This is a genomic window from Solemya elarraichensis gill symbiont (assembly GCF_002021095.1).
Lineage (GTDB): Bacteria > Pseudomonadota > Gammaproteobacteria > Chromatiales > Chromatiaceae.
On the sequence record NZ_MPRK01000102.1, the window covers coordinates 1 to 6280 of the forward strand.

5 protein-coding genes and 1 tRNA gene are annotated in these 6280 nt (G+C 50.6%); 1 reads left to right on the forward strand and 5 read right to left on the reverse strand.

What is annotated here, in order from left to right:
• From BOW51_RS06415 to rnr, 3 genes are all read right to left on the reverse strand, one after another.
• Window positions 1-371 (reverse strand): IMP dehydrogenase (locus tag BOW51_RS06415; protein ID WP_135568106.1); only part of this gene is annotated, 371 nt, incomplete at its 3' end.
• Window positions 372-464: 93 nt separating this feature from the next.
• The gene (gene rlmB / locus BOW51_RS06420) at window positions 465-1223 is read right to left on the reverse strand and encodes a 23S rRNA (guanosine(2251)-2'-O)-methyltransferase RlmB (RefSeq protein ID WP_078476975.1); all 759 of its coding nucleotides are present in this window, start codon (window positions 1221-1223) and stop codon (window positions 465-467) included.
• Window positions 1220-3544 carry a ribonuclease R gene (gene rnr, locus BOW51_RS06425; protein WP_078476976.1) on the reverse strand — a complete coding sequence of 775 codons (2325 nt, stop codon included), beginning with the start codon at window positions 3542-3544 and terminating at the stop codon, window positions 1220-1222. The genes rlmB and rnr overlap by 4 nt, the downstream gene beginning before the upstream one ends.
• 85 nt (window positions 3545-3629) lie before the next feature.
• Between rnr and BOW51_RS06430 the strand changes: the two genes are divergently transcribed.
• Window positions 3630-3716: transfer RNA gene (locus BOW51_RS06430), tRNA-Leu, on the forward strand.
• Window positions 3717-3948: 232 nt separating this feature from the next.
• Here BOW51_RS06430 and BOW51_RS06435 read toward each other — a convergent pair.
• Together BOW51_RS06435 and BOW51_RS11635 are read right to left on the reverse strand one after the other, a co-directional pair.
• Complete coding sequence (locus tag BOW51_RS06435) at window positions 3949-5703, reverse strand: DUF3427 domain-containing protein (protein WP_245828551.1); 1755 nt, start codon at window positions 5701-5703, stop codon at window positions 3949-3951.
• 9 nt (window positions 5704-5712) lie between these two features.
• On the reverse strand, window positions 5713-6280 hold a 568-nt coding region (locus BOW51_RS11635), incomplete at its 5' end, for a DEAD/DEAH box helicase family protein (RefSeq protein ID WP_245828553.1).

Genomic DNA, 6280 nt, shown 5'->3' on the forward strand with positions numbered 1-6280 from the left:
TCTACAACGGGAACACCTGAGATCTTGCGCTTGCGGGTGAGTTGAATCACTTCACCAATCGAGGTTGTTGGTGTGACTGTAATCGGATCGTGAATCACGCCGCTCTCGTAGCGCTTAACATTCTCGACGCGCGACGCCTGGCGCTCGGCTGTCATGTTCTTGTGGATAATGCCAAGGCCGCCTTCAAGCGCCATGGCAATTGCGAGGCGCGATTCGGTGACCGTGTCCATCGCGGCTGAAACCAGCGGAATACTCAGGTCGATATCACGTGTCAGCTTGGTTGCCAGCGAGACATCCTTGGGCAGAACGTTCGAGTAGGCAGGCAGAAGCAGTACGTCGTCAAAAGTGAGGGCTTCCTCGGCAATTCTCAGCATGGTCGTCAGATTCCGCAGTAGATGAAATTTAGCGGAGCATTATACTAGGAATGGAGCTCAATTTGTTACTTTAGCTGAGCTTTTTCTACACTATTTCGCTACTTTTCTCTGCCGTATCGCCTCGAATAGTGTCACGCCCGTTGCCACGGCGACATTCAGGCTCTCAACTGAGCCAGCCATCGGCAGCGAGATGAGTTGATCACAGTGCTCGCGAGTCAGGCGTCGCATGCCCTTCTCTTCCGCACCCATGACAATCGCCGTCGATCCGCGTAAATCGGCATCATACAGGCTCATATCGGCCTCACCGGCAGTACCGGTTACCCACACCTGGAACTCCTGCGTGAGCATTTCGAGGGTACGCACCAAGTTAGTCACCTGAACAAACGGGATACTCTCGGCTGCACCACTTGCCACCTTGCAGACCACCGGAGTGAGGCCAACACTGCGATCTTTTGGTGCGATAACTGCGTGTACACCTGCAGCATCAGCCGTTCGCAGACAGGCGCCGAGGTTGTGAGGATCCTGCACACCATCGAGGACTAATAGAAGATAAGGAGGCTCTATCCTGTCGAGCAGCTGGCGCAGCACATTTTCACCCAGCGCAGTCGGTGCCCGTGCACGCACGAGAACACCCTGATGGTTCAGATCGGTGGCGAGACGATCAAGTTCGTCACGATCACTGGAATGGAAGGCAATATCGAGCTTGTTGAACTCATCGATGAGTTCGCGTAGACGCCGGTCACGACGACCACTGTCGATCCACGCCTCAAGAATTGCCTCTGCGCCGTGACGCAGAAGATTCCTGACACTGTGAATACCGCCAACCAGGCGGGTTTCTGAACGGCTCATTTACCCTGTTTGCGCGGCTTTTTGCTACCACCACGCCTGGAGCGGGACGCCCTGGGCTTGTCGCCACCATCTTTGCGGCGCTTTCCGCCACTGCGTTTTTTGCCACCTGGACGGGATCCCGCATCTTTTCTGGAAGCCGCATCATGCAACACAAAATCGATCTTGCGCTCATCCACATTGACTGCCGCTATCTGGATACGTAACGGATCACCGAGACGGTAGCTCTTGCCGGTACGCTCGCCACTGAGCCTGTGTGCAACAGGGTCAAAATGGAAATAATCCTTGTCCAGCGCCGTGATATGCACAAGACCATCGACGTAGATGCCGTCGAGCATTACGAACAGGCCAAACGAGGTCACACTGGTAATGATACCGTCGAACTTCTCGCCAACCTTGTCGAGCATGTACTCGCACTTGAGCGTATCGAGCGCATCACGACTCGCTTCATCTGCGCGCCTCTCAGTGGTTGAACAGTGCTCGGCAAAACTCTGCAATTCACCTTTCGAATAGTGAAAATCACTCGCCTTGCCGCCATTCACAACATGCTTCAGGGCACGGTGTACAAGCAGATCTGGATAACGACGAATCGGGGATGTAAAGTGGGTATAGGCATCATAAGAGAGACCAAAGTGCCCAAGGTTGTCAGTGGTATAAACCGCCTGCGAGAGTGAGCGCAGCAGTACAGTCTGGATTAGCTGTGCATCGGGACGTTCGCGCACCTGGTCGAGCAGTTTTGCGTAGTCGCCCGCGGTGGGTTTTGCACCACCCGGCAGTGACAGACCCATTTCGCCAAGGAACTGGCGCAGATCAACGAGTTTCTCGGCAGAAGGACCTTCATGAACACGGAAGTGCGCAGGCATCTTCTTGCGTTGTAACAGGCGTGCCGCCGCGACATTGGCAGACAGCATGCACTCTTCAATAATCTTGTGCGCATCATTGCGTGTCACCGCAACAATATCTGCAATTTTTCCCTCGTCGAAAATGATACGTGTTTCGACTGTCTCAAAATCGATTGCGCCACGTTCGCGCCTTGCTGCCAGCAGCACGTGGTAGAGCGAATAGAGCTGTTCGAGATGCGGCAGCATTGCCTCATACTCCTTGATCAGCTTTTTATCGCGATCAACCAGCATGGCAGCAACCTTGTCATAGGTAAGCCGCGCATGTGAGTGCATCACACCCTCGAAAAAGCGTGAGCGCAGTAGTTTGCCCTCGCGGTTGATCAGCATCTCGCAGCACATGCAGAGGCGATCGACTTGCGGATTCAGCGAGCACAGGCCGTTGGAAAGAATCTCGGGCAGCATAGGCACTACGCGTCCCGGAAAATAGACCGAGGTGCCGCGTGAATACGCCTCTGTATCAAGCGGGTTACCGGGTTTCACGTAGTGAGAGACGTCGGCAATGGCAACAATCAGCTTCCAGCCTTTTGGCGTCGCTTCACAGTAGACAGCGTCGTCATAATCACGCGCATCCTCACCATCGATAGTAACCAACGGCAGTTTACGCAGGTCGACCCTGCCCTTTTTGGCCGATTCCGGCACCTTCTCGGAGAGTTTTACTATTGCCTGCTCAACCTCTGCGGGCCACTCGACCGGGATTTCATGGCTGCGGATCGCAATATCCGTCTCCATACCTGAGGCCAGGTGTTCACCCAATCTCTCGACAATTTTGCCAACCGGCTGAGTGCGTCGGCTCGGTTGTACAATCAGTTCAACAACGACGATATCGCCCTTTTTGGCATCATTCAGCTCGGTTCCGGGGACGATAATCTCCTGCGTCATGCGCTTGTTGTCAGGCCTGACAAAACCGACACCGCCCTCGATCGCCAGGCGACCGACAATTTTTTCATGCGCACGCTCAAGCACTTCAACAATGGTGCCCTCGCGGCGTCCGCGATTATCGATACCGGCAACCCGAACCACGGCACGATCGCCATGCATCAGCTTGCGCATCTCGCGATGTGTCAGAAACAGGTCATCACCACCCTCTTCGGGAATCAGAAAGCCGAAACCATCAGCATGGCCAGTTACACGGCCAACAATCAGCTCCTCTTTATCAATGACGCAAAAACCCTTCTTGCGGTTCTTGATCAGCTGGCCATCGCGCAGCATAGCGCCCAGACGGCGGTCCAGGGCTATCAGCTGATCTTCGTCCTTGATACCCAGGGCATTGGCAATTTCTGCAAAACTGATGGGGCAGCCCTGTTCATTAATGGATTCCATAATGAATTCGCGGCTGGGGATGGGGTTGTCATACTTCTTCGCTTCACGTGCGAAATTCGGGTCGCGCTTGGATTTGCGCTTTGACCGGCTCTTGTTACTCAATCAATTTTTCCATTAAGACTATATTATTTATACTATTGTACGTTGACAGAAGGCGCTTGTCGCTGTATTGTTCGCACCGCACTTAGCCGAGGTGGCGGAATTGGTAGACGCGCTAGCTTCAGGTGCTAGTGGGCATTAGCTCGTGGAGGTTCAAGTCCTCTTCTCGGCACCATACATTAAAAACCCTTTAGTGATTGATCACTGAAGGGTTTTTTCGCTTATTGATTACGTGAATTGTTAAATTTATATCTGATCTCAAAGGGGAATAGTAATTGGGACTTTGTTAAAACGTGGTCTGTCGCCTAGTAACCACCCCAAATATCACTATTCATGCATGCCTCATTTCTGAAGTCCACTCAAATGTAGCAGTGTCCGAAAAAGTTCAGACGCACATTCTCCAACTCTTAAGCCACCGCTGCTGCAAATATTGCATACAGATCTCCTGGCAGCGGTACATCCAACTTCCAGGTAATACTCATCGGCCTTTCAGACTCATGTGATACATAGCTTGCAGGCCCTAAAAACCAGAAGGCCCGTTCCTTGGTGTTCTCGCGGGCAAACAGCATAATCGATGTGCTTTTCTCAACATGGTTGCAACACCTCTGCCCTGTTGCACTTTTTTCAGTTGTTATAGATTGTGACTCCCAATGGATTAGTTCACGGCTAATCGCATAATCACGGTATCTCGTTGTAGGTGAAAAGTTACCCTCAGTTTTGTCGAGAGTAAATGCACAGACATCTGATTTCTCTCCTTCAACCCACAGCACGCCCTCTCGCCAAGGGCGGGTTATTGCAGTTTCACCCACGCCAAACGCGGATAATATTTCTATCCTTGTGTATTTTCCATGAATTTGAAGCGGCACGTTTTGATGCGTAGCCAATGGTTGATGAATGTGATCCACGCGTGGGCGTAAATATGAAAACAACTCTTGCAGTTCCGACATTACATGAGGGTGCTGCCATAGCAACTCAACACCTTTTTCGAGTGAATCATTTTTACCCAAAATCTTATCAGACAGTGATGCCACTAACATTCGGGTCATTCTTTTTTCTCGTATTGGCAACTGACTAATATCGGGCATTTTTTCCGACTTTAACAAGCTAATGTAATAATCAAGTCTCTCTTCATCATCGATGTGAAGCATGCGGCCAATAGCACGACGTAAAACTTCTTCGTGGTCACCTAATGCAACAACATCTGCCTCAGCAGCTTCCAATAGATCTGACCACGATTTTTTTGACTGATAAATATCCGTGAGGTCCAGACCTGACTCATCCAGAAACACTTCAATCGCCGGATCATATCCAGCAGCAATAAGAGAACGCAATTCCTTTACTTTATCATTCCATCGATTGGGCAAAGCAGATATCAGGCTATCAATTACGATTTGGTTAGCAACAGCATCCAACTCCATGTGACAGCCAGCAGGCAGATATGGAAAGCCGCTTTCAACCTGTGACTGGATGAATTTTCTGGTTCCACCAAGGATCACGGAGAGTCGTTTATCAAATCGGAACTCACGCCGATGCAGGCCTACAAAGTCCAATACCGTACAAAATAGTTTCCCACTACTCTTTCGTAATCCACGACCAAGCTGTTGCAAGAAAAGCGTGGCGCTCTCCGTAGGCCTTAGTAAAAGGAGTGTATCTACCGTGGGTACATCGACACCTTCGTTAAATAAGTCCACTGAGAATAATATGGCAATTTTGCCCTCTTTCAGCTTCCGTAGTGCTTCACGCCTCTCTGTATCTGGTGTATCACCCCATACAGCCTCAGCGGTAATGCCTGCCTTATTAAACTTCCCTGCCATAAACTTAGCATGCTGTACAGAAACGCAAAAACCAAGCGCCTTCATTGAACCTGGTTTGTCAACTCGGTTGAGAACTTCCTTAATAACCTGAGTGACCCAGACATCGCTCGATGTATACAGATTAGCGAGCGCGTTGATGTCATAACCAGTTCCTCTTTTCCATGGTATGTCACGCAGGTCCAAGCCATCATGGATTCCATAATATACAAATGGCACAAGACGATACTGATCGATGGCATCCCACAAGCGCAGTTCTGCTGCAATGCGCCCACCAAACCACTCAAGGATAGATAATCCGTCAGTCCGTTCTGGTGTTGCCGTTAGCCCCAACAACTCAACAGGCTTCACATGATTTAATCATTTGTTATAAGAAGCAGCTGCTGCGTGATGGAATTCATCAATAACAACGATATCAAAGTGATCAGGCTCCAGGTTTGCATATTCTTTTGCATTAAGGGATTGAATAGACGCAAAAACATGATCGAATTTCTTTGGCCGATGTTTGCCAATCCACTTCTCACCAAAGGAAGGCTCGCGCAGGGCATACCTAAAGGTTGCAAGACTCTGATCCAGAATCTCTTCCCTGTGTGCGACAAATAACAGGCGAGATCGTGGCATGGATTCACTCAGGCGTGAATAATCAACAGCTGCCATGACTGTTTTTCCGGTTCCTGTCGCGGAAACCAGTAAGTTGTTGTGTTGCCCTTGATTTCTAGAGACATTGACCTGCTCGAGCAGCCGTTCCTGAAAGGGCTCCAGCCTGAGTTCAGTCGGGGGGATATATGTTAGCTGTGCTGGGCCACTTGGCGGCTCAGTTTCCCGTATAAACTCATCCGCTGCGCGCCAAGGAGAGAGAATCGAAGGCGCGTAGTCCCCGGTAGCCACTAGGCGAGACTGTTTTTCTGACGTGCGCCAGCGCCAAAGG